The organism is Halomonas sp. NYA30, from assembly GCF_976980765.1.
Genome location: NZ_OZ334477.1, coordinates 230,032 through 253,979 on the forward strand (window position 1 = coordinate 230,032; position 23,948 = coordinate 253,979).

Below are 23,948 nucleotides of genomic sequence, written 5' to 3' on the forward strand. Positions count from 1 at the left end.
TAGTGGGTGCGGCAAGTAAGTTAGGGGTATGGCCAGCCGCAAAGAGCGTGATAAAGATGATTGGTGATATGGCTGCTCATATCTATCACGACGTGAGCAGCGTTTATAACCCTATCGGCTTAGTGATTATGCTCACTGTGGTCATGGTCATCGTGGTCACGCTCATGATCGTCATGACCGGGCTTTATATATCCGGGCTCTGCTAACGCATCATGCAGCACACGGGCATTGTGGCGCATCATGCCCAGGTAAGTGCTGGCTTCGCCTTCTGCGGTCAATGCATCGGCGTAAAGCGTACCGGCGATCGGCAGGCCGGTCTCTTCGGCGAGCTGGTTGATGATCGACTGATTGGTCATGTTCTCATGAAACAGCGCCTGTACGTTCTCCTGCGCAATCACATCCACTAGCGCGGCCATGCTGGCGCCACTGGGGTCAGCTTCGGTCGAAAGCCCCACCGGAGAGAGAAAGTTCACCCCGTAAGCGCTGGAAAAGTAGCCAAAGGAGTCATGCCCGGTAATCACGCTGGTGGAAGCCGGAATCTCATCAATTAGCGCACGAATCTCGGCGTCTACCTCGGCCATTTCCTGTAAATACTGCTCCGCATTGGCGCGGTAAGCATCGGCGTTATCGGCATCCGCGGCGATTAAACCGTCACGAATATTGGCGACATACACCTCGGCTTGCTGCATATCCTGCCAAGCGTGCGGGTCTTCATTACCATGGTCGTGATCGGCGTGGTCGTCATGCCCATGTTCTTCATGATCCTGCTCTTCGTGAGCGTGCTGGTCATGCCCATGCTCCTCATGGCCGTGCTCGTCATGGTCTTCATGCTCAGCTAAAGAGAGTGGTTCAACGCCATCCGTTGCGGTGACCAGTGCACCTGAATAATCGCTGGCGCTAATCAAACGCTCCATCCAGCCCTCAAACAGCAGACCGTTGAACACCACCAAATCCGCGTTCGCTAGAGAGCGGGCGTCTCCGGGGCTGGGGGAGTAGACGTGGGCATCGCCGTCGGCAGCCACCAGAGAGGTCACCTCAACATGCTCGCCGCCTACGTTTTCCACCATATCCGCCAGTATCGAGAAACTGGTCACCACCTGAACGCGTTCATCAGCGATAGCGGCAGGCAGCGCCAGCAGGGCGGAAACACCCACTAACCAGCGCGACGGCCGATAGGATAAATAGGCAAGCGACATGCAACACTCCTTACGATAAGTATAAATAGGGACGATTAAGACCCTTGCTCCACGGCCAATGGCGTTGTCTTACGCCGCAGCTTGGCTGCCAAGCTGTGATAGCGACCAAACAGGGCCGAAAACAGATACCCCGCCCCGGCCAGCAGAATAATGCTCGGGCCAGAAGGAATATCCAGATGGAAAGAGAGCAGCAGGCCGCCAGTACTCGCCACCATGGCCAGTACAATCGCGATGCCGATCAACCCCTCAAGCCGTTTACTCCAAAAGCGTGCGGAGGTAGCAGGCAGCATCATCAAGCCCACCGCCATTAGCGTGCCCAGGGTTTGAAAGCCGGCGGTTAAGTTCAGCACCAGTAGCCCCAAAAACACGCTGTGCACCCAACCGCTACGGCGGCTTTGGCCGCGTAAGAACAGCGGGTCTAAACACTCCACCACTAATGCGCGAAACACGATGGCCAGCGTCACCACAATCAGCGTGCTGATGCCTGCAATCAGTAGTAGCGCGGTGGAGTTGATTGCCAGAATCGAGCCAAACAGCACATGGGTAAGATCTACACTGCTGCCGCCAATCGAAATCAGCATGACACCGGCGGCCAGCGAAATGATAAAGAAGCTCGCCATGGCGGCATCTTCGCGCTGGCCGCCCATTTTTGAGACCGCCCCTGCCAGCAGCGCGACCATTAAGCCAAACAGTACCCCGCCAATGCTCATGATCGGCAGCGAAAACCCTGCCAGCAGGAACCCCAGCGCAACGCCCGGCAGAATGGCGTGGGCCATGGCGTCACCAATCAGGCTCATGCCGCGCAGCACCAAAAACACTCCCAGCGGCGGGGCGGCCAGCGAAAGCGCCAAACCACCCACCACCGCACGGCGCATAAAGCCGTAATCGAAGGGGCTGATCAGCCACGCATTAAGCAGATCCAGCATGACGACCTCCGAGAGTAAACGGCACCACTTGCGCGGGTGAATGGTGATCAGTAAGCGCACTCGGCGCGACCCAACGGCCATGGCCGCCGTTTAGCATCAACACTTCATCGGCCAAGCGTTGCAGGTGATCCATATCGTGGAGCACGACAATAATCGTCGCGCCGTCGTCCGCCATCTGGCGCAGGATGCGGATCAAAATATCCACGGTCTCGCTATCCACGTTGGCAAACGGCTCATCAAGCAGCAGCAGTTCGGCTTCCTGCATCAGTGTGCGGCCGATCAGTGCGCGCTGGCGCTGACCACCGGAAAGCTCGCCCAAGGGGCGGTGGGCCAAGTGCGAGATCCCCAGCCGCGCCATGATCTCGCGACCCTTGCGATAGTGCGCTGCACAGTAGCCGGTTAACGCGCCGTGGCTGGGCCAACTGCCAGTCATCACCAGCTCTTCCACACTCATCGGGAAGGTCAGGTCTAACGCCAACTGTTGGGGCAGCCACGCCCGGCGCTCTTTGGGTACCGTACAAACCACTTCACCGTTAATCGGCCGCAGTTCACCCATAATCGCCTGAATCAGCGTGCTTTTACCGGCCCCGTTAGCGCCGATCAGCGCGGTAATGGCGCCCGGTTGAAAGTCGCCCTCAAGGTGTTCAAGCACCGTGCGGCGCGCTTGAGCCAAATGCAGATTATGCAACTGACAGCGTGATAAAGAGCGCTGACTCATCCTAGCCACCCACCAGCCCAAACCACCAAACACCAAAGCACCAACAACGGCACGGTGACAAACAACAGCCGTTTAACAGCCGATAATGACATCAAGGAGAAGTGACAAGGACCTTCCTTGTTATGGCGGTGCGTATGCTCACTCATCAGGCGGCCTCGTGTAATTTCAAATAGGTTATAACATAACATTTGGAAAAGCCAAAAAATTGCTGAATATTTTACGCGTTAATGCCGCGCTGACAACGAAAAAGCGCTAGCCGAAAACTGCCGACAGCGCTTTTTAGAGTCACAAATAAGTGGGGGAGATTGGCGCAGGCAGTTGGCGTAAAAACCTAGTAGCGCCAGGTAGCACCAAGCTGCTGTGGCCCTACATGGAGTGCATATTCACCAGGAATAGTCATCGGACCCAGCGATAGATTAGCGGGTTGGAAGCGATTAATCGCAGAGGTCGCCTGATTCGGCTGTGTCCAAATCTGTAGCTCGTTGACCAGCATGCCCGTCGCGAAGTTGATGGCGCCATCGCTTTCACGACCATCGGCAGCAATTACCGCCCCCGCCACACCATTAACCACCAATGAGCCCACGCGAGCGCCCCAGCCGCGCCGCTCACGTTCCGCCTGGGAAAGCTGTAACCCCAACGCCTGCACACCGCTTAGCTCGCCGCTGGCTTTCAAACGCTCATATTCGGCCAACGCCGCCGGGTGCGGCTGGCGGTCGGTCAGCATACCGCCCAGCGCCAGCGCAGATTTCACCACCCCCACTCGCGCATCAAAACGGTCATCCGCGTCGTTTGCCTCACTCGACTGGTACGCATTCACTGCCAGGCTAGTGCCGTAAATGCCTGTCCAGCCCCACTGCCAAACATGCGCATGGCGCGCGCCATCCTCAAACACATCATCGTACTCACTCCACTGCCCGCCGGTTTGAGCCTGGGTTTGTGCGTGGGCCTGCAAAGAGACAGGTAGGGCAATCACCAGCGTCGTAACCAGCGCGGAGAGAAGACGAAAAGCATGCATAAGGAAGTGCCTATTAACGGGATCAATAGCGCTAAGCGTAGCACGGCGTTCGCGGCTGGCTAGCGTGGAATAACACGAAGCGAAGTATGACTAAGATTCATGGTGTTTGCTCATAAAGAATGATTAGATGAGGAGAGACGATAACCAGGAGCGCCGCATGGATGACTTTTCGCCCAATGACCTAAAAACCATTCTTCATTCCAAGCGCGCTAACCTCTATTACCTTCAGCATTGTCGAGTGTTGGTGAATGGTGGCCGCGTAGAGTACGTCACCGATGAAGGCAGCAAATCCCGCTATTGGAATATCCCCATTGCCAACACCACCTCGATACTGCTGGGCACCGGCACCTCGATTACCCAGGCAGCCATGCGCGAGCTTGCCAAGGCAGGCGTATTAGTTGGGTTCTGCGGCGGCGGCGGTACGCCATTATTTGCTGCCAATGAGGTCGATGTAGATGTCGCCTGGCTGACCCCGCAAAGCGAGTACCGGCCCACGGAGTACCTGCAATACTGGGTGCGCTTTTGGTTCGATGATGTAAAGCGCCTGGATGCCGCCCGGGCGTTTCAGCAGGCGCGACTTGCCCGTATCGAAGCGCTGTGGACCAGCCGTGTTATGAAAGATGCAGGCTTTGGTATATCCACTGATCACCTGCAGAGTGCCCTTGCCCATCATCGCGAAGCGATTACCCAAGCCCCCAGCACCGTTGACCTGCTGACCCTAGAAGCACGTTTAACCAAAACGCTGTTCAAGCTGGCGGTGAATGCCGTTGATTACGGGGACTTCACCCGTGCCAAACGCGGCTCGGGCACTGACCCTGCCAACCGATTTCTTGATCACGGCAACTACCTTGCTTACGGCCTGGCGGCGACCGCCACCTGGGTGCTGGGGATTCCTCACGGGCTTGCGGTACTCCACGGTAAAACCCGCCGGGGCGGGCTGGTGTTTGATGTAGCCGACTTGGTAAAAGACGCGGTGATTCTGCCCCAGGCATTTATTTCCGCCATGCGCGGCGATGAAGAGCAGGAATTTCGCCAAGCCTGCATCGAGCGCTTAACGCGCACCGAATCCCTCGACTTTATGATTGATACGCTCAAGGAAGTCGCCCAAGAGCTAGGGCAAGAGTCGGGGGGTGGCGAAGCATGAACGTGCTGTTGATTTCCCAGTGCAACAAAAACGCCCTTAAAGAAACGCGCCGCATCCTTGATCAGTTTGCCGAACGCCGGGGCGACCGCACCTGGCAAACGCCGATCACCCAGGCCGGGCTGGACACACTGCGCAAACTGCTGCGTAAAAAAGCCCGCAAAAACACCGCCGTCGCCTGCCACTGGATTCGTGGTCACGACCACAGCGAACTGATGTGGGTAGTGGGGGATGCTTCAAGGTTTAATATCAATGGCGCAGTGCCAACCAATACCACCGCCAGAGATATATTGCGTCGTCGCGATGAAAACGACTGGCATAGCGGTGAAGATATTCTCCTGCTCACCGCGCTAGCTGCGCTACTGCACGACCTGGGAAAAGCTTGCGACGCCTTTCAGCTACGGCTTAAGGGCAAGCTGGAAGGCCGCAACTTATACCGTCATGAGTGGATATCGCTACGCCTGTTTCAGGCATTTGTGGGTAATGACGACGATGCCACTTGGCTGGCGCGCCTGGCCGAAGGTGACTATCAAGAGCAGGACTGGTTGGAGGGGTTAGAGCGTGATGGTCTGGATGAGGCTACTTCAGCGGTGTTTAGTCATTTGCCGCCGCTTGCCGCTGCGCTTGGTTGGCTAGTACTTAGTCACCATCGGCTGCCCTTAAAGCCGCCGTCGTACGATAACGATATTCCCAGGCGCTGGGGTGGAAGCATCAACCTGCAAGCCGAGCAACTGCCTGCGTTATTTGAGTCGATTAGCGCCGAGTGGAACGAAATTCCTGAGACGCAAGACCCAAATCGCATCGCGCCCTACTGGCAATTTAGTGGCGGGTTACCCGTTAGCACAACACGCTGGAGGGAACGCGCCACAAAGCTTGCCACGCGTTTACAGGCGCGGCTGGACAAAGATGGCCATTGGTTGGAGAGTCACTACGTCATGCACTTAGCGCGGCTAAGTTTAATGCTGGCCGATCACCACTACTCAAGCCTGGAAGACCCACTGCATCGAGTGCGTGGTGAGTCCAACTATCCACTGGTTGCCAATACCGTGCGCAAAACCGGCAAACCCAATCAGCCATTGGATGAGCATATTCTTGGCGTCGAAAAGCACGCCGCCGCGGTCGCCCGTGCGCTGCCTAGCGTCGACAGCCACTTGCCCCGTTTAGCCCGCCATAAAGGTTTTCGTAAGCGCAGCAGTCACCCGCGCTTTCGCTGGCAGGATAAAGCCTTTGATCTGGCCCAATCGCTTAGAGCGCGCAGCCAGCGCCAGGGCTTCTTTGGCATCAATATGGCATCCACCGGCTGCGGTAAAACCTTGGCGAATGGGCGCATTATGTACGCGCTGGCCGACCCTCAGCAGGGCGCGCGCTTTAGCATTGCGCTGGGGTTACGCACGCTGACTCTGCAAACTGGTCAAGCCCTTCGTGAGCGTCTGAATCTGGGTGAAGATGAACTCGCCGTGCGCGTAGGCGGCAGCGCCAATAAAGCTCTGTTTGCGCACTACGAGCAAGAGGCCGAAGCCAGTGGCTCGGCATCTAAACAGGCACTTATCGAAGAAGACGCCCACGTGGTGTTTGATGGCAATTTTGATAGCCACCCCGTACTGCGCCGACTGAACGATGAACCGGGCACCCGAGCGCTAACCGCCGCACCTATTTTGGTATGTACCGTTGACCACCTGGTGCCCGCCACGGAAAGCACGCGCGGCGGTCGGCAAATCGTGCCAATGCTGCGCCTGATGAGTAGTGATTTAGTCCTCGATGAAATCGACGATTTCGATATTAACGACCTGCCCGCGCTTACTCGGCTCGTCAATTGGGCGGGACTTTTGGGATCACGGGTGTTGCTTTCATCGGCCACCTTGCCGCCCGCGTTGGTCGAAGGGTTGTATGAAGCCTACCGCAGCGGTCGCGAAGCCTTTCAACGCCACCGAGGCGAACCGGGTTTGGCGGTCGATATCTGCTGCGCCTGGTTCGACGAGCACGACCGCCAACATGAAAACTGCGCCAGTAGCGAGACCTTCAAGGCGACACATCAGGCTTTTGCCAAGCGCCGGCTAGAGCGCTTAGCCTCCAGCCCGGTGCGACGCAGTGGCGATATTTTAGCGTTGCCAGCGTTGGGTAAACGGCCAGAAGAAATCAGGCCCGCAGTTGCAACGCTGCTACGCGAACATGCATTGGCGATGCACCAGCAGCATCATTCCGTTGACCCCCACACCAGCAAGCGCGTCAGTTTCGGTCTGATTCGCATGGCCAATATCGACCCCTTGGTGGATGTGGCCAGGGCACTGTTTCAGCAGGGCGCGCCAGAAGGTGTGCGCATTCACCTCTGCGTTTACCACTCGCGCCACCCGTTGGTGATGCGCTCGGAGATTGAGCGCCGGTTAGATAAAACGCTGCAACGGGCCGAGCCCGAGCGCGTGTTTCAGCAGCCCGATATCCGCCGCCTGCTGGATAGCAGCGAAGAAAACGACCACCTGTTTATCGTGCTGGGCTCGCCGGTCACCGAAGTGGGCCGCGACCACGATTATGACTGGGCCATTGTCGAGCCTTCTTCCATGCGCTCAATTATCCAACTAGCGGGCCGGGTGCGCCGACACCGCGAGCAGGCCTGTGAAGTGGCCAATATTTTGCTGCTAGAGACCAATCTAAAACACCTGGAGCGCGCGGATGAGCCCGCTTTTCATAAGCCAGGCTTCGAAACGAAGATGGCCTGGAAACTTAATAGCCACTCACTTACCACGCTGTTAACTAAAGATGAGTACCAGGTGATAGATGCCCGCCCGCGCGTGCTGGCGCGGGAAGTGCTGCACGCTAAAGAAAGTCTCGTCGATTTGGAGCATGAGCGGCTGCATCAACTGATGATCGAACAGCCCGCCGAACCGTTAACCAAAAAAGAGATCAGGCTTGGCAAGCAGCCCAAGCCACCACCGCTGGGGGCCTATAGTTGGTACGCCGTACCACAGGTGCACTTAACCGGTGTATTGATTCAGCGTGACCCATTTCGCAAGCAGCTCGAACCTGAAATAACCCTAGCGCTGCTGCCCGATGAGGGAGGAGAAACCTGGACACTACACCGCGTAGACGATGGCGCAAGGCGAGGTGAAAAGCTCTACGTTCTGGTGGAGGAGAGCCTGCTGGTGCGGATAGACCTGACAAAAGAGCAGGGCGAGCGGATTCAGCCCTGGGGAGCCAACGACTATTTAACAGCCCTGGCTGACTTGGCAGAAGACTTGGATATCTCCCTTGATCGCGCCGCTCGCACCTTCGGCACGGTAACCGCCTCGGCTAGAAACCAACGCTGGGGATATCACCCGGTGCTGGGATTTTGGCGGAGTAAATGAAGGCCGGTGATAGACACCGGCCCGCTGCCTGGGCGGCAGCGTAAGTTACTCTGATTAAGAAACTTTTCTGAGCTGCCTGGGCGGCAACAAAAATATGGTAGTGGCACGGGCAGTCAAAGTCATTTTCTATTTTGATTACACTAATTAATAAACTGGTTGATAATTTTAGAGTGGTGCCCTAATATCAATTTAGCCAAGGGGTGGTCGCACACCTCCTTGGCTAGCTTGAAACACATTCGTATATCGTCGTTACCCAAATCTGCAGGGTCAGAGCAGATAGGAGGAATCTGAGCATGATTGGCTATCATGTAAACATAATATTTTGAGGCCGATTTTTAGATCGGCCTGCCAGATGCCCCGAGGCGTATTGCCTCGGGGCTTATTTTGGCACGAATTTCAGTGATTCCCAAATTCGTAAGGATAAATAATGCCTACCATTCCTAGTGGAAGTTGGCAGCAACTCCGAACATTAGTCGAAGTTTTTTTAAAAGATCGCTTCGATACCAAGGCGGAAAAGCTAGCTCCCGACGATCCAAAATACCAAGCACTGGTTGAACAGTTCCAATTCGATACCTGGATCAACGATGCGGCAAGGCGCGTTGGTCAACTGCAAGTCGTCACCCACTCGCTAAAACCTATCCACCCCGATGCCAAAGGCTCCAACCTTTACGCTCCGCCCGAATCGCTACATACCCACAACCTTGTTGGCAGTCATGTACTACCCGCTAATTTTGCGGGCGATGTGGTGGGGAACGCCGCAGCCTTGGATGTTTATAAGTTCTTGAAGCTGCAGCTCGAGGGAAAATCGCTGCTTGAGCGTGCGCTAGAAAATGATAGCGAGTTTGCCAAAGCGTTAAGCGATAACCCCGAACAAGCCCAGGCGTGGATCAGCGCCTTTGCGGCGATTACCGAACCGCGTGGCGAGCACGCCTCACATACCCGAGGCAAACAGCTCTACTGGCTGGTAGGTGATGATGCCGCAGACGTAGAAAGTGATGCCGAGAATTTTCATCTATTAGCACCGCTCTATGCCACCTCGCTGGCCCACCGCGTATTTCAAACCATTAACCATGACCGCTTTAGCGAAGAGGCTAAAGAGGCACGTAAAGCTAAACGGGAGGGCAACTACGCTGAGCAACCCGTTCACAGCTACCCCAACTTGGCCGTACAAAAAATGGGCGGCACCAAGCCGCAAAATATCTCGCAGCTGAATAGCGAGCGGGGCGGTAACAACTATTTGTTGGCGTCGCTTCCGCCCAGTTGGAATGTCCGTGATATTCGCCCACCGCTAAAAGTAGCATCGGTTTTCTCCCATCCAGGCGTATTTGGCAGCCGCTCAGAAGTGCGCGCCCTTGTTAAAGACCTCAAGCGCTTTCTGGAGACCAACCCCTCTACCGACATGCACACCCGCGATTTACGTGATGACTACACCGCCATGCTGATGGATGAACTGGCGCTGTTTGCCATGCAAATGCACAGCCTACCTGCCGGGTGGAGTGCGGATGAAAAATGCGAATTGGTCGCCGAAGAAGCCTTTTGGTTAGATCCTGGCCGTGCCGAGGAAGATGCCGCTTTTCGTGAAGCACGAAACAGCGTGGAGTGGGCAGACGAGATTCGCCACCGCTTTGCTAACTGGCTCAATGCTGCGTTGGGTGAAAAGCTCCCATTAGGTGATGTGGAATTTCGCCACTGGCAGAAAACGCTGGCAAAAGATGCCACCCATCAACGCCTGCTAGATCGTGACCGCCGCTGGATGGAAAACCTAATGGAAGACTTAACCAACCTGCCAGGAGGTGATGACGATGAGTGAAGTGAAAAACCTCCTGGTTTTACCACGCCTGCGGGTACAAAACGCTAATGCGATTTCCAGCCCAATGACCTGGGGCTTTCCTGCCATGAGTGCTTTTGTGGGATTGATGCACGCCCTGGAACGCAAACTCTATGCAGCAGGCATCAACGTTTCGCTCGGTAACGTCGGCGTTATCTGCCATGACTTTGAAGCCCAGGCCACTGAAGGCGGCTATATCCGTGGTTTTCATCTCACCCGTAATCCAGTGGATAAAACTGGCGGAACGGCAGCGATTGTAGAAGAAGGGCGCATCCATCTGGATATCACGCTGATCTTCACGATTGATTCAGCCGCGGCAGAAAGTGAGCATGATGAGATTGCCAAACAAATCAGTGAGATCGTTGCAGGTATGCGTATTGCCGGTGGTAGCGTCATCCCTAACCGCGCCGTGCCAAGCCACAAGCAACGCCCGCAATGGGTCGCGCTTGATGACGATGAAGAAAAGCGGCAAAAGCAGTTCGAACGCCTAAAACGGCGCTGGCTGCCGGGCTTTGCGCTAACCCTGCGCGATGACTACCTCGCCGAGCACCACCAGACGCTGCAACAGCAGAACCCGGATGCCAGTTTGCTGGATGCGTGGCTGGATCTTTCACGGCTCAATCACCACTGCGCCCTGGAAAATGAAGGTGAATCCAACGAGAAGCCCGTTTGGCAGGCTCAGCGCCCCTATCGCGGCTGGCTGGTGCCTATCCCTGTAGGTTACGGCGCTATTTCCGATCTATTTAATCCCGGCGAAGTGGCCAATGCTCGCGATGCCAAGACTCAGTTTCGCTTTGTTGAAAGCCTCTACTCCATTGGCGAGTGGGTCAGCCCCCACCGCATGAAGCAACCGGAAGACCTGCTTTGGTACGTTGATAACGACGAAGAAGCGGGACTTTACCGACTCAATAACGATTACCACCTTCGCGCCACTGCCCAGTAAACCAGGAGCTCTATCATGGCTAAAAACGATACCCTTAAAACCGCTTCCGTCCTCGCCTTTGAACGCAAGCTTGATCCTTCCGATGCCCTGCTTTACGCCAGCAGCTGGGAAAAGCGGCAAGATAATCAGCAGTGGCAGCCGGTAGAAGTGCGCGAAAAGTCGGTGCGCGGCACCATTTCCAACCGCCTGAAAGCCAAAGACCAAGACCCCGCTAAGCTAGACGCAGCGATTGAAAATCCCAACCTGCAAACGGTGGATGTCGCCACGCTGCCCCACGATGCAGACACCTTAGTTGCTCGTTTTACGCTGCGCGTATTGGCGGGTGCCGGAACGCCTTCGGCCTGTAATAACGCCGAGTACCAAGCCAAGCTGGAACAGGCAGTTGCCGAGTATAAACAAGCGCAAGGCTTCGGCGAGCTGGCGCATCGCTATGCCAATAACCTCGCTAATGGCCGCTTTCTGTGGCGTAACCGCATGGGCGCTGAGCAAGTCGAGGTAAGCGTTCGCCAATTGGCGCAGGGTAAAGCCACCAAAGAGTGGACGTTTGATGCACTGTCGCTTTCGTTGCGGGCCTTTGAGGAGACCGCCGAGCTTAAAGAACTCGCCGGTGTTATCGCCGCCGCGTTGGTGGGGGAACAGCACTTACTGCTAGAGGTAGTGGCCTATGTGCGCGTGGGCAGTGGCCAAGAAGTGTTTCCTTCACAAGAGCTGATTCTTGAGCGGGGCCGGGGTGATAAGAGCAAAACGCTTTATCACGTCAGCAACATTGCCGGTATTCACTCGCAAAAGTTGGGTAACGCCATTCGTACCATCGACACCTGGTACCCCAATGAAAACGATGATGATCTTGGGCCGATTGCCGTTGAGCCGTATGGCTCAGTGACCACGCAGGGTAAAGCGTACCGCCAGCCCAAGCAGAAAGCTGATTTCTATTCACTCCTAGATAACTGGATGATCAAGGACCAAGTGCCTACGAAGGAAGATCAGCACTTTGTGATGGCGACCCTGATTCGCGGTGGTGTATTCGGCGAAGCGGGGTAAACCATGGATCACTATATCGACATTCGTTTAAGGCCCGATCCTGACTTTGCCCCGGCAATGTTAATGGGCGCGCTTTATAACAAGCTGCACCGGGCGCTGTTTGATTTACATGCCGAAGATGTAGGCGCCAGTTTCCCAGGCTATAAGCACGGTGTTCGCGCTCGCACACTGGGCGATCACCTTCGCTTGCATGGCACGCAAGCACGTTTGCAGCAGCTAATGAGAGCGGACTGGCTAACCGGTATGCGCGACCACACCCAGGTGAGCGAAGTGCTTGCGGTACCTGCAAATACTCAGCATATAAACGTGGCGCGTAAGCAATTTAATACGGGCAGTGAAAGCCGGGCCAAACGTTACGCCAAACGGCATGATATTTCAGAAGCAGAGGCGCGGAAGATTTATGCCAAGTTGGCTGAACGACGCATTGAGCTCCCCTTTGTGCAGATCAATAGCCGCTCCACCCAGCAGCGTTTTAGCCTGTTTATTGAACATAGCAAACCGTTGGCTTCTGCAACGGAAGGCACGTTTAGCCATTACGGCCTAAGCCCCAACGCCACGGTGCCCTGGTTTTGACCCTTTTTTCTAGCATGAAAATTGGCCACCAATAATCAACCACTTAGCGGTGTCGCTCTGAAAAGGGTGATACCGCTTTTTTCGGCTAAAGCTCTTTAACAATCAGCACATTAATTTTGGTATGCTCTAGTGCGCTGCCGCCCAGGCAGCTCAGAAACGAGCAACCCAGTATCGCTGGGCTGCTCAGTCGTGCGCTGCCGCCCAGGCAGCTCAGAAACGCTTCATGCGTCTGTGTTGACCCAGAAAGGTGTGCGCTGCCGCCCAGGCAGCTCAGAAAAAGAAGGATATCGTCAAACAGCCGCGTATGACGTGCGCTGCCGCCCAGGCAGCTCAGAAATAGTGCGACATGTAAGTGAGGCAGGCTGTTTTGTGCGCTGCCGCCCAGGCAGCTCAGAAAAACCAGATACCCCAGGGCAGCACAACGATACGGTGCGCTGCCGCCCAGGCAGCTCAGAAAAATAACGTTCAGCTGCATGTAACCCGCAGCGAGTGCGCTGCCGCCCAGGCAGCTCAGAAAACATATTGCCAAACCAGTCAGAGATACCACCCGTGCGCTGCCGCCCAGGCAGCTCAGAAAATCAACCAGCCTGCTTTGCGGCTGCCAAGATCGTGCGCTGCCGCCCAGGCAGCTCAGAAACGTAACCGCGGCGACCAAGTGACGATATTGTCGTGCGCTGCCGCCCAGGCAGCTCAGAAAAAGGCCGCGGCGCTCGCGAAAAGCGACTCAGGGTGCGCTGCCGCCCAGGCAGCTCAGAAAAGTCCATGGCGGCGGCGGCTGACGCGGTGATAGTGCGCTGCCGCCCAGGCAGCTCAGAAAAATGCGGACGTGTACCTGACCAACTACGAAAAGTGCGCTGCCGCCCAGGCAGCTCAGAAATGGTTCCGTCGCGCTTGAAGCGCAGTATCCAGGTGCGCTGCCGCCCAGGCAGCTCAGAAAAATGAGCATCGGTTCGACGCAGCACCAACAGTGTGCGCTGCCGCCCAGGCAGCTCAGAAAAAGCAACCCATCGGTATCGAATGGAACAAGCAGTGCGCTGCCGCCCAGGCAGCTCAGAAAGCAGCGAGGCCCAGCACCTCCGCAACTAAGTGGTGCGCTGCCGCCCAGGCAGCTCAGAAACGTAAGCGCGCCAGCAGATCCAGTCGACGGTAGTGCGCTGCCGCCCAGGCAGCTCAGAAAATTCAAGGCCATTTGGCAATAGGACACGGTACGTGCGCTGCCGCCCAGGCAGCTCAGAAAAGCGATAGACGGTAGCGACTGAAACGCTGAGCGTGCGCTGCCGCCCAGGCAGCTCAGAAAAAAATCACCCCGCCGGGAGGCGGTGCGCCGGTGTGCGCTGCCGCCCAGGCAGCTCAGAAAAAGCGATGAGTGAACCAACAGAGATGGCCTACGTGCGCTGCCGCCCAGGCAGCTCAGAAACCAGCCAAAATGCTTGGCCTTTGGCTTTGTAAGTGCGCTGCCGCCCAGGCAGCTCAGAAAAATCAAACGGCCGTAGCTCTTCGCACGCCCTGGTGCGCTGCCGCCCAGGCAGCTCAGAAATTACGGCCGGTGCGATCGCCATGGTGTGCAGGGTGCGCTGCCGCCCAGGCAGCTCAGAAACAGTCGCGGTGTCCTACGCGGGTATCGAGCGGGTGCGCTGCCGCCCAGGCAGCTCAGAAAAGCCAACACCGACGATCAGCCGAAGCGCGACAGTGCGCTGCCGCCCAGGCAGCTCAGAAAAGCACGGTTAGCAATGCCCGAGACCGTGCCGTGTGCGCTGCCGCCCAGGCAGCTCAGAAATGGTACCAGGGCTTCAACTATGGCTACCAGGGGTGCGCTGCCGCCCAGGCAGCTCAGAAATACTCAACGAAGCCAAGCGCCTAAATGGTAGCGTGCGCTGCCGCCCAGGCAGCTCAGAAAACTGACCCCGCAAGCGCGCGCCAACTCAGACTGTGCGCTGCCGCCCAGGCAGCTCAGAAAGTGAGCATCCAGAGCTACTGGCTGAATACGACGTGCGCTGCCGCCCAGGCAGCTCAGAAATCTACTTTCATCTGGTGAATCGGGAGCCACTCGTGCGCTGCCGCCCAGGCAGCTCAGAAATAATCAAAAGAGGGGGAGATGACATCCTTATAGTGCGCTGCCGCCCAGGCAGCTCAGAAAGTAGAGGATGCGCGCCTAGCGGACCTGTACGCGTGCGCTGCCGCCCAGGCAGCTCAGAAAAATGGCAACCTCTGCAGCCAGGGAGGTGCCACGTGCGCTGCCGCCCAGGCAGCTCAGAAAACGACGACGCGAGAGGCTGGCCCCTGCTTAACGTGCGCTGCCGCCCAGGCAGCTCAGAAAGTGGCGGCGTGGATCGTTTACCGCCACCCGTTGTGCGCTGCCGCCCAGGCAGCTCAGAAAAGTATCACGGTGCCGGCGGGCAACACCGGCTCGTGCGCTGCCGCCCAGGCAGCTCAGAAAGTCTACAGGAACGACCGGCCAATCGACCACTGGTGCGCTGCCGCCCAGGCAGCTCAGAAATCTACCCCCACTGCCCACGCTAACCACGGCAAGTGCGCTGCCGCCCAGGCAGCTCAGAAAGTGAACGGCAGTGCCGAAAACGGGAACATCAAGTGCGCTGCCGCCCAGGCAGCTCAGAAAGTGTCCGCATTGCAGGCATCCAAAGCCCAGAGCGTGCGCTGCCGCCCAGGCAGCTCAGAAATTCCACGCCGTGCTTTTCGTATGAGATTTTCAGTGCGCTGCCGCCCAGGCAGCTCAGAAACCGGATAAAATCTTTACATGACAGCAAATAAAGTGCGCTGCCGCCCAGGCAGCTCAGAAAAGCAATGCCGCCCCAGTTGCTGACGATCATGCGTGCGCTGCCGCCCAGGCAGCTCAGAAATAGCAAACCGTCGATCAGGCTTGCCCCGACTTGTGCGCTGCCGCCCAGGCAGCTCAGAAAATCAAGACCGGGCATTTGTTGTTTGTGCCCAGGTGCGCTGCCGCCCAGGCAGCTCAGAAAGCAGGCGAGGGATTGCCGCGCTACTGGATAGAGTGCGCTGCCGCCCAGGCAGCTCAGAAACTTTCGGGGCTAGGCTCTGCGTTGTTCGGCGGGTGCGCTGCCGCCCAGGCAGCTCAGAAAACGTTGATGAACGGCTGCTAGAAGAGCTGCCGGTGCGCTGCCGCCCAGGCAGCTCAGAAAGCCAACAGTGCGGTTTTTTTGTGTCTGCCAGTGTGCGCTGCCGCCCAGGCAGCTCAGAAAATAAACCCTCCTGCATAAAAAAGCCCCTGCGTGTGCGCTGCCGCCCAGGCAGCTCAGAAATCAAGGGCGCGCTGGCCGCGCTCAATGCTAATGTGCGCTGCCGCCCAGGCAGCTCAGAAAATTCATGGTCTTTCCTAACACGTCGCGTAAATGTGCGCTGCCGCCCAGGCAGCTCAGAAATAGCGCGTGAGCCGGGGGTTGATAGTGATGCCGTGCGCTGCCGCCCAGGCAGCTCAGAAATTGCCAATGAACGCCATCCTCTTCATCCCCACGTGCGCTGCCGCCCAGGCAGCTCAGAAACAGCAGCTCATCGTATTCATTCAGACGCTCGAGTGCGCTGCCGCCCAGGCAGCTCAGAAATAGCTGTGCCGCGACACGGCGATACTCATCTTGTGCGCTGCCGCCCAGGCAGCTCAGAAAATTACATCGCCAACGCTGGAACCAAACGTCTTGTGCGCTGCCGCCCAGGCAGCTCAGAAATGAAAATCAGCAAACGCTTTGGCATTTCTCAGGTGCGCTGCCGCCCAGGCAGCTCAGAAAATGCTAGGGCAAAGCATAAATTGTGAAGCCTCGTGCGCTGCCGCCCAGGCAGCTCAGAAAACGGTGAAAGAGAATGCGCCGCGCAATGATGAGTGCGCTGCCGCCCAGGCAGCTCAGAAATCAATATCAATAAACTGGTACGTTTTCATACAGTGCGCTGCCGCCCAGGCAGCTCAGAAAGTGATCTGGGTTAAAGTTTCTTTTGGCACGAAGTGCGCTGCCGCCCAGGCAGCTCAGAAACCTCCTCTGCCGTATCGGCGTTAACAATCCAAGTGCGCTGCCGCCCAGGCAGCTCAGAAAACCACGTCACTCGGAATAACTCGATGCTGCCAGTGCGCTGCCGCCCAGGCAGCTCAGAAACGAGCCCGTTTTTGTTTGGCTATCCATGGTCGGTGCGCTGCCGCCCAGGCAGCTCAGAAAATCGGGGCGCGTCTTTCGCGCATTGTTTCGTAGTGCGCTGCCGCCCAGGCAGCTCAGAAAAGCCGCCCTGCCGATTTGCAAATTGGCGATAAGTGCGCTGCCGCCCAGGCAGCTCAGAAAACCAGCTAGGCGACCCGCTGGCGCCGTCCAGCGTGCGCTGCCGCCCAGGCAGCTCAGAAAGCGAACACTTCGCCGCCCAGCCAGGGCGAACCGTGCGCTGCCGCCCAGGCAGCTCAGAAAACGGCTACACCGGCGACATGCGCGCCCTGTCAGTGCGCTGCCGCCCAGGCAGCTCAGAAATCTCCGGTACCGCCAGCCGCGCGAACGTCAGTGTGCGCTGCCGCCCAGGCAGCTCAGAAAAATAGCCTGGCTGAGATTGAACAGTTGCTACGGTGCGCTGCCGCCCAGGCAGCTCAGAAAGGCTTCGCCCTCACACCGCCCTGGTTACGGTTGTGCGCTGCCGCCCAGGCAGCTCAGAAATTCGAGCGCGCTTTTTTAGATCTGTTGGGTGAGTGCGCTGCCGCCCAGGCAGCTCAGAAAACGCCCCGCCTGCCCTGGTTACGGGCGCGACGGTGCGCTGCCGCCCAGGCAGCTCAGAAAATCGGTGGCCGCGAACACCGCCGCCGTTTCGGGTGCGCTGCCGCCCAGGCAGCTCAGAAACAACCCCTACGCAAAAGCCCTCAAGGCCAACGGTGCGCTGCCGCCCAGGCAGCTCAGAAACGCGACGGTGAAGTCATGGTGCGCATTCTGCGGTGCGCTGCCGCCCAGGCAGCTCAGAAAGTCCCAAATGATGGACCGCCGTGATGCCAACAGTGCGCTGCCGCCCAGGCAGCTCAGAAAAGGAAGAAGCGGCGATCCTTTTCATGCTGCTTGTGCGCTGCCGCCCAGGCAGCTCAGAAAGTGCGCACGCGAAAGTAGCGCTTCTTGGGATCGTGCGCTGCCGCCCAGGCAGCTCAGAAAGCTGGCGTGCTGATGGGCAAAGACCGGGAAGGGTGCGCTGCCGCCCAGGCAGCTCAGAAATAACGATTCGTTAGAGGTGCTGGATAAGCTGCGTGCGCTGCCGCCCAGGCAGCTCAGAAAGCCCACATCGAGCAGCGCCTGGGCGAACTGCAGTGCGCTGCCGCCCAGGCAGCTCAGAAAACGATGAAATCTGGATGTCGGCAGGCGACCTGGTGCGCTGCCGCCCAGGCAGCTCAGAAAATGAAGTAGCGCGCGGGTTTTTGGGCCTGCGAGTGCGCTGCCGCCCAGGCAGCTCAGAAAAAATAGACCTCGTCGACGCCGCCGACCGCCTAGTGCGCTGCCGCCCAGGCAGCTCAGAAAATCGACACCGGTGCCACGTTCGGCGTTGGCCTGTGCGCTGCCGCCCAGGCAGCTCAGAAATTCTGGCACGAACGGCGCGCGCACTGCTTGCAGTGCGCTGCCGCCCAGGCAGCTCAGAAACAGTACTTCAGCAACAAGGACAATAGCACCCGGTGCGCTGCCGCCCAGGCAGCTCAGAAAATTCCTGTTCCTGCCGCGCGGTGCTGTCATCTGTGCGCTGCCGCCCAGGCAGCTCAGAAAAATGTGGGTAGGAGGTTCGCCTCGCTTCTTTGGTGCGCTGCCGCCCAGGCAGCTCAGAAAAGCCCGCGTATGAGCTGGTCATTGATGAGCTCGTGCGCTGCCGCCCAGGCAGCTCAGAAAACGCGCAGCACAAAGGTTTGCGCGCTGGCGCCGTGCGCTGCCGCCCAGGCAGCTCAGAAAATCGACTGGGCGCAAGGCGGGCCGCTAATCGCGTGCGCTGCCGCCCAGGCAGCTCAGAAAGGACGCTAGGTGGCTGCGCAGGTTACGGGCGTGTGCGCTGCCGCCCAGGCAGCTCAGAAAAAGCTAGCTCGCAATCCTGTTAGCTACGAAGCGTGCGCTGCCGCCCAGGCAGCTCAGAAAGGAACTGGAAGCCAGCTTTGCAGATCGCCAAGGTGCGCTGCCGCCCAGGCAGCTCAGAAAAGTAGCTCGGCAGACTCCAAGTGCTCGCTAAGGTGCGCTGCCGCCCAGGCAGCTCAGAAATCGCTTATGCCGTCAATCTCCCGCATCGCGAAGTGCGCTGCCGCCCAGGCAGCTCAGAAATGGAGGCCAAGCAGCAATTCAACCGTGCGTTAGTGCGCTGCCGCCCAGGCAGCTCAGAAAATCTGACCCTGATGCGTCATTCACTACACCCCGTGCGCTGCCGCCCAGGCAGCTCAGAAATTTCAAGTCGGACATGATGGGCCGCTTGTTGGGTGCGCTGCCGCCCAGGCAGCTCAGAAAAGGTGGCTTTTGCCGGTGCCTACCGTGCCCATGTGCGCTGCCGCCCAGGCAGCTCAGAAACGCCGGCATCCCGCGCAAGTTCCTAGGCTCAACGTGCGCTGCCGCCCAGGCAGCTCAGAAAGAACGAAGCCTTGAAGGCGCTCGGCAAGCTGCGTGCGCTGCCGCCCAGGCAGCTCAGAAAACTACGTCGTCGGGCAAGCCAGCGGGCGGGACGTGCGCTGCCGCCCAGGCAGCTCAGAAAATGTCAGGCGTGACTATCTTGCCTTTGGTGCCGTGCGCTGCCGCCCAGGCAGCTCAGAAATGGAATCGGCCGCTGTTGGGATTCACGCCCATGTGCGCTGCCGCCCAGGCAGCTCAGAAAGTTCCAGGCTTCGGCCTTCTCGATGTTGCCCTGTGCGCTGCCGCCCAGGCAGCTCAGAAACGCCACCACCCCCGCCGCCTGGGAATTCTCCAGTGCGCTGCCGCCCAGGCAGCTCAGAAAGCTAGAAAGCCAGGCCAGTGAGGCGGGCGAGAGTGCGCTGCCGCCCAGGCAGCTCAGAAATGACGCTATTGGCGTGCCGACCCAGTGGGGTCGTGCGCTGCCGCCCAGGCAGCTCAGAAACTAACCATTTCAGTGCGTGCCGATGCGAAATTGTGCGCTGCCGCCCAGGCAGCTCAGAAAAAAGCAGCGGCTATCCCCAGCGTCAACACCGAGTGCGCTGCCGCCCAGGCAGCTCAGAAAGACAAGCTGCCGCCCGTATCGCGAATGTAGTCGTGCGCTGCCGCCCAGGCAGCTCAGAAAAAGGGTAAATTCAAATCAACGGCCCCTCCCTCGTGCGCTGCCGCCCAGGCAGCTCAGAAAACCCGCGCCACCAAGCAGCCGCGCAAATGCCCGTGCGCTGCCGCCCAGGCAGCTCAGAAACAAGGCGAACCCACATCACCAAGCTGTTCACCGTGCGCTGCCGCCCAGGCAGCTCAGAAAATTCGTCGCGCAGGGCATCTTGAGTGCTGGCCGTGCGCTGCCGCCCAGGCAGCTCAGAAAATTCGTCGCGCAGGGCATCTTGAGTGCTGGCCGTGCGCTGCCGCCCAGGCAGCTCAGAAATGTTCAAGCGCCCAGGCGTAGGCATCCTGCTCGTGCGCTGCCCAGGTAGCTCAGGTAAACGTCAACGAAGCGCAGAAGTATGGGTGAGAGTACGCTGCCGTCCAGGCAGTTTTGCTAGATTTAAGATGTGTACTGGTAGTATCGCTGTGCGGTGCTTTCGGGGTGCGCTAGCGCTCATGCCAAGCTACAAGTGACGTGCATTGGGCGAGTAAGTGGTTAGGCCTGACTGCTTTCATGCGATTTAGTGCTCGACAGGTTGAAACGTTACCGCTTCATCGAAACTGTACATACACTTTTCTGGAAAAGCGTGCAGCTCGCTATCGGTCTCAATCGCTGCTGCGCGGCGTGCATCTTCGTACGCTTCGCTCATCAGTTCAGGTAATGATGCTTTTAGGCTGGGGTTGTCGTTCAGTAAGCGATTCGTTTTGGCTTGGGCATCAATGATCGTCAACCGCCAGCTACGTGAGCGGCGTTCGGGCTGGTGATCCCATTTCAGCAGGTGCATTAACAGACGAGCCAATTGGCTGACCAGCGCGCGCCGTTCGCTTTTGCCCATGCTCTCAATCTCCTCGGCGAGGTGCTCAAGATCAAGTTGCTCCAGTTTCCCCGCCCGCAGTAGCCCAGCTTGCTCCAGGGCCCAGGCATAGGCATCGTGTTCATAATGTACGGCCATAGTGATACTCCTCTAAAACCGCTAAACCACTTTGCATTTGTTTAGTGTAAACGCAAGAAGACAACAGGCGACAATATTGAAGTGAGTATAAATTTACATGGTGGCTTCTGTTAACTGTTGCTAACGCGGAGTGTGAGGATAGTTTGCCTGCCACCTTAGGTGATTAATTTGCGCTGTAGCTCAGGCAGCTCAGAAAGATGTGGGAGTTCGAGTCTCCCCATCCGCAATAAATATGATAAGTGCCTTTGGTATTGCTGCGCGTAATCGCAAGGCCATCAATGTGGTTGCGATTACGCTACTCAAGAATGGCTGCTTGGCTATTCAAATTCACACAAAAAAGCCATCGCGTTGGATGGCCTCTGTTACTGAAATCAGGAACGCGCTAACGCGTTAATCTTCTTTCGGCGGTGTTTCCATGGCGCGTTTGTCGTCGGGTACCCGTACGATGTGGCCGACTTCGAGCTTGCTGTGGCGTTGGTGGCGGCCGCCGCTGGTGTCGATAATGGCGACAACTTCGCCAATGCTGACAGCGTCATCTTCGCGGTAGGCTTCTACTTTGATGCGTACCATCATGCCCTGGAAACGTGCGGAAATAATATCGCCTGGGTCGGGTGCCCTGTGGTCGGGGTCGTTTTTAAAGTATTCCGCTACGCTGGCGCTGCCGGGTTCGTCCCATTCAATATGCTGATGCATTGTGGTCTTCCTTGTCGTGTTGGATGTTGCTTCAGTGTAGTGCGTTCAGCTGCTTACTTCATCAGGGCTGGCGGTGCTTTCTAAACCGCCTGGGCTTGCTGCCTCTGCTCGCGCTTCATTGGCTTGTTCTTCATTCTGCTCTTCAATCTGTTCTTCAGTTTGCGTTTCAACTTGTGTTTCAGCTTGTTTTTCAATTCCCGCTACGCTGTTTGTTTGCCCCACGTATTGAAACAGGAAATTGAGCGCGGCGGGTAGGCTGGCGCGCCAAACCTGCCATGTGTGGCCGCCGGGGTAAAGGTCGAGCCGTACCTCGTTGGGTTGAATGCGCTCCATGGCTTGGCGGAGTAAGCGGGCGTGAAATTCTGCGTCGTAAACGTCGCTGCGCCCGGCGCTGATATACAGTGGTACGGGGGGAAGGTCGCCTTCTTCATCGGTGCCGCGGGGGGTGACACGCAGGCGGTACTCTTCTAAATGGGCGGTGTAGTTGAGGGTTTCCCAAAGCTCGCGGTCAAATTGCCCTTGGTCATTAATAAAGGCTGGGTGGCGCCAGGCGGAGGAGTTGCGCGGTGGTAGGGGGGCGTAGCTTGCGGGGCTAAGCGCCGCGACGGCGGCAAATAAATCAGGCCGTTCTAGGGCGAAGTTAAGCGCACCGTAACCACCGGCGGAAAGCCCCGCTACGCCACGTAGGTGGCGTTCTTGCCCAACGCGATAGGTAGCTTCCACGTGGGGCATTAGGTCATTAAAAAACGCGCTACGGGCGGGTTCGTTATGGCCATCTACCCACCAGCTGCGGCTGCCGGGCATAATGAAAACTGCCGGGGGTATATGCCCTGCGCGAATTAACCTGTCGGCTACCTGTTGTAAATTGCCGCGGGAAACCCAGTCGCGGTCGGTGCCAAAAGAGCCGTGCAGCATGTAAATGACGGGATAGGGCGTAGTCGACTGGGTGTCATAATTATCAGGTAAATACACGCTATAAGGGTAATCGTAACCGAGGGTGGATGAGGAAAAATAATGATGCTCAACGTCGCTTGCCAAGCTGTGGCCGCTGAGTGTTAGCCACCCAATAAAAGTGGTGAGTAGGGTGCGAAACCGGTAGGAGAGGAAAGGTGGTTTTGGGATGAACACGTTTTCTCCGGAATTAAACTAGTTTAATAAAGTCGGACAGCGCGGCGGTACTGGTTGTTCATCGTAGCTATGCAGACTCGTTATGCCGAGCAGTTACACAAAGTAGCCATGCAGGATAGCAGGTTAGGCGTATGTAGCGGCGGGAGGCCCAATGCGAAAAATTGAAGAGATCTATTGGTTGCGCGCTTACGGCTGTATAGCCGTTTTTTTGTTTCATTTATTAGATCACGTCAATCAACGCCTCGATAATGTCGCCACTGATTTAATGCGCCTGCCGCTGGTGCTGGGTACGCCAATATTTCTGTTTATATCGGTCTTTGTGTTTGCTGTTCGCTACGATAAATCCGTGCCGGAGGGGTTTCTTATTCAGCGCGTAAAGTATGTGATGGTGCCGTACTTTGTGTATGGCTTTATTTATTCCACCGCTGAATGGTTAAGCCAACAGGCGTCGGATGAGCCGGTGGGGTTCGTGGCTAATGCTATCGAGTATTACGTTTATGCGGGCTGGCATGGCTATTTTTTGATCATTGCGATGCAGTTTTACGTGGCTTATTGGCTGTTTACCCGCTGGCAGCTGTGGCGATTGAATCCGGTGCCATGGTTGTGGGGTGCCTGCGTTATCAGCATGGCGTATTGGGGGCTGGCTTATTGGTTTGATGTTGATTTGCCCGGCTACCTGCTGTGGATCGCCCCGCTGGGGTGGATCTATGTGTTTTTCCTGGCGCTGGTGCTAGTGCGCTACTACCCGCTAGCTCAAGAGGGTGTACTCGCTGAGCGGCCCACCTGGATGCAGCAATTGGCGCACCCGGCGTGGTTGGTGCTGTTGGTGGCGCTAATTATAGCGGCGACGTTTGCGGGTTGGCTGGCGTTTTCATCCAAAGAGGTGTGGGTGATTCCATTTTTCGTGCTGTTTACGCTTTGCGCCATGCGTTATTTGGCTGGGCGCCCGGCGCCATTGTGGGTGCGCCACATCAATGCGTATTCGTTTGGGATTTACTTGGCCCACCCCATGTTCTTTGTGCTTGCCGATCTGGTCGTTGAGCCTTTGTCGTTGCCGATTGGGGTGTATGCGCTGGTACTCATCGTCGTGGGACTCGCCGGGTCGGTGGCCCTTAATAAATTGGCGAATACCACCACACTGGGAGCGATGCTGTTTGGCAAGCGCTTGAAGGTTCGGTAATGGAAATATGTGA

General features: G+C 57.3%; 14 protein-coding genes and 1 CRISPR repeat array. Of the genes, 7 read left to right on the forward strand and 7 right to left on the reverse strand.

Annotated features, from left to right (window positions below; all coding sequences use genetic code 11):
- Nucleotides 1-119: 119 nt before the first annotated feature.
- The 4 genes from ACWI0H_RS01135 to ACWI0H_RS01150 all read right to left on the reverse strand — a co-directional run bounded on the left by ACWI0H_RS01135 (nucleotide 120) and on the right by ACWI0H_RS01150 (nucleotide 3,855).
- On the reverse strand, nucleotides 120-1,196 hold the full coding sequence (locus tag ACWI0H_RS01135) for a metal ABC transporter solute-binding protein, Zn/Mn family (protein WP_472954860.1): 1,077 nt from the start codon (nucleotides 1,194-1,196) through the stop codon (nucleotides 120-122).
- A gap of 35 nt (nucleotides 1,197-1,231) precedes the next feature.
- Nucleotides 1,232-2,122 (reverse strand): metal ABC transporter permease, encoded by an 891-nt coding sequence (locus tag ACWI0H_RS01140; protein WP_101147099.1) that lies wholly within the window; start codon nucleotides 2,120-2,122, stop codon nucleotides 1,232-1,234.
- Nucleotides 2,106-2,840 carry a metal ABC transporter ATP-binding protein gene (locus tag ACWI0H_RS01145; RefSeq protein ID WP_101147098.1) on the reverse strand — a complete coding sequence of 245 codons (735 nt, stop codon included), beginning with the start codon at nucleotides 2,838-2,840 and terminating at the stop codon, nucleotides 2,106-2,108. Before ACWI0H_RS01145 ends, ACWI0H_RS01140 begins: the two co-directional genes overlap by 17 nt.
- 331 nt (nucleotides 2,841-3,171) lie before the next feature.
- Nucleotides 3,172-3,855, reverse strand: coding sequence for a hypothetical protein (locus ACWI0H_RS01150; protein ID WP_101147096.1), 684 nt, complete (start codon nucleotides 3,853-3,855; stop codon nucleotides 3,172-3,174).
- Between the two features lie 157 nt (nucleotides 3,856-4,012).
- Here ACWI0H_RS01150 and cas1f point away from each other — a divergent pair, with 157 nt between their 5' ends.
- The 6 genes from cas1f to cas6f all read left to right on the forward strand — a co-directional run bounded on the left by cas1f (nucleotide 4,013) and on the right by cas6f (nucleotide 12,722).
- The gene (gene cas1f / locus ACWI0H_RS01155; protein ID WP_101147095.1) at nucleotides 4,013-4,999 is read left to right on the forward strand and encodes a type I-F CRISPR-associated endonuclease Cas1f; all 987 of its coding nucleotides are present in this window, start codon (nucleotides 4,013-4,015) and stop codon (nucleotides 4,997-4,999) included.
- Nucleotides 4,996-8,337, forward strand: coding sequence for a type I-F CRISPR-associated helicase Cas3f (gene cas3f, locus ACWI0H_RS01160; protein ID WP_101147094.1), 3,342 nt, complete (start codon nucleotides 4,996-4,998; stop codon nucleotides 8,335-8,337). The genes cas1f and cas3f overlap by 4 nt, the downstream gene beginning before the upstream one ends.
- 427 nt (nucleotides 8,338-8,764) lie before the next feature.
- Nucleotides 8,765-10,147 carry a type I-F CRISPR-associated protein Csy1 gene (csy1, locus tag ACWI0H_RS01165; protein WP_101147093.1) on the forward strand — a complete coding sequence of 461 codons (1,383 nt, stop codon included), beginning with the start codon at nucleotides 8,765-8,767 and terminating at the stop codon, nucleotides 10,145-10,147.
- A complete protein-coding gene (gene csy2 / locus ACWI0H_RS01170; RefSeq protein WP_101147092.1) occupies nucleotides 10,140-11,108 on the forward strand; it encodes a type I-F CRISPR-associated protein Csy2 in 969 nt (322 codons plus the stop codon). Before csy1 ends, csy2 begins: the two co-directional genes overlap by 8 nt.
- A gap of 15 nt (nucleotides 11,109-11,123) precedes the next feature.
- Nucleotides 11,124-12,149 (forward strand): type I-F CRISPR-associated protein Csy3, encoded by a 1,026-nt coding sequence (gene csy3 / locus ACWI0H_RS01175; protein WP_101147091.1) that lies wholly within the window; start codon nucleotides 11,124-11,126, stop codon nucleotides 12,147-12,149.
- 3 nt (nucleotides 12,150-12,152) lie between these two features.
- Nucleotides 12,153-12,722, forward strand: coding sequence for a type I-F CRISPR-associated endoribonuclease Cas6/Csy4 (gene cas6f / locus ACWI0H_RS01180; RefSeq protein ID WP_101147090.1), 570 nt, complete (start codon nucleotides 12,153-12,155; stop codon nucleotides 12,720-12,722).
- A 129-nt stretch (nucleotides 12,723-12,851) separates the two neighbouring features.
- A CRISPR array of direct repeats spans nucleotides 12,852-20,261; the repeat unit is 28 nt; unit sequence GTGCGCTGCCGCCCAGGCAGCTCAGAAA.
- Between the two features lie 241 nt (nucleotides 20,262-20,502).
- Here the strand turns inward: cas6f and ACWI0H_RS01185 are convergent.
- The 3 genes from ACWI0H_RS01185 to ACWI0H_RS01195 all read right to left on the reverse strand — a co-directional run bounded on the left by ACWI0H_RS01185 (nucleotide 20,503) and on the right by ACWI0H_RS01195 (nucleotide 22,755).
- Entirely contained in the window at nucleotides 20,503-20,934 is a 432-nt protein-coding gene (locus ACWI0H_RS01185) for a DUF29 domain-containing protein (RefSeq protein WP_101147089.1), read from the reverse strand.
- A 390-nt stretch (nucleotides 20,935-21,324) separates the two neighbouring features.
- Complete coding sequence (locus tag ACWI0H_RS01190; protein ID WP_101147088.1) at nucleotides 21,325-21,627, reverse strand: hypothetical protein; 303 nt, start codon at nucleotides 21,625-21,627, stop codon at nucleotides 21,325-21,327.
- Nucleotides 21,628-21,672: 45 nt separating this feature from the next.
- On the reverse strand, nucleotides 21,673-22,755 hold the full coding sequence (locus tag ACWI0H_RS01195; RefSeq protein WP_232774933.1) for an alpha/beta hydrolase: 1,083 nt from the start codon (nucleotides 22,753-22,755) through the stop codon (nucleotides 21,673-21,675).
- Nucleotides 22,756-22,906: 151 nt separating this feature from the next.
- Between ACWI0H_RS01195 and ACWI0H_RS01200 the strand changes: the two genes are divergently transcribed.
- On the forward strand, nucleotides 22,907-23,935 hold the full coding sequence (locus ACWI0H_RS01200) for an acyltransferase family protein (protein ID WP_101147087.1): 1,029 nt from the start codon (nucleotides 22,907-22,909) through the stop codon (nucleotides 23,933-23,935).
- The last annotated feature ends 13 nt before the right edge of the window (nucleotides 23,936-23,948 follow it).